This is a genomic window from Phenylobacterium sp. (assembly GCF_036963605.1).
GTDB lineage: Bacteria > Pseudomonadota > Alphaproteobacteria > Caulobacterales > Caulobacteraceae > Phenylobacterium.
Genome location: NZ_JBALUY010000160.1, coordinates 1 through 512, shown reverse-complemented (window position 1 = coordinate 512; position 512 = coordinate 1). Strand labels below are relative to the sequence as shown.

The window sequence follows — 512 nt, the reverse complement described above, 5'->3', positions numbered from 1 at the left end:
CCGCGCCGCCCGCCGTCTGGCCCGCCGCGACCTGGATCGAGCCGGACCAGCCGCCGTTGCCGCCGCCGCCGCCGATGGACTGCGCCGTGATGCCGCGGGCGCGGTCGCCCTCTGTGCGGATGTTGCCGTCGGACTCGACCCTGACCGTCGAGGCGTCGCCGCCGGAACCGCCAAGGCCGCCGAGGGACACGGAGGCCCCGCCCGCGGTCTGGCCCGCCGCCACGCTGCCGGCGATGCTGAAGCCGCCCGCGCCGCCGCCGCCGCCGATGGACTGGGCGAACATGGCGTGCGACCGGTCGCCGCCGGTCGTGACGGACCCCCGGTTGGTGATGCCGACCCGGGCGCCGCCGCCCGCCGCCGCGCCCGTGCCGCCGACGGCGATGAGACCGCCCGTGCCGGCGCCCGAGCCGCCGCCGCCGCCGATGGACTGGGCGAAGAGACCGTGGGCGTCGTCGCCGGCCGTCTGGATCACGGCTGTGGCGCCCGTGATGATGGTCGCTGTGGACGCATCG

General features: G+C 78.5%; 1 pseudogene. It reads right to left on the bottom strand.

Features of this window, described 5'->3' with window-relative positions:
- Window positions 1–512: pseudogene (locus tag V7702_RS16850) on the bottom strand (hypothetical protein); the annotation flags it as partial.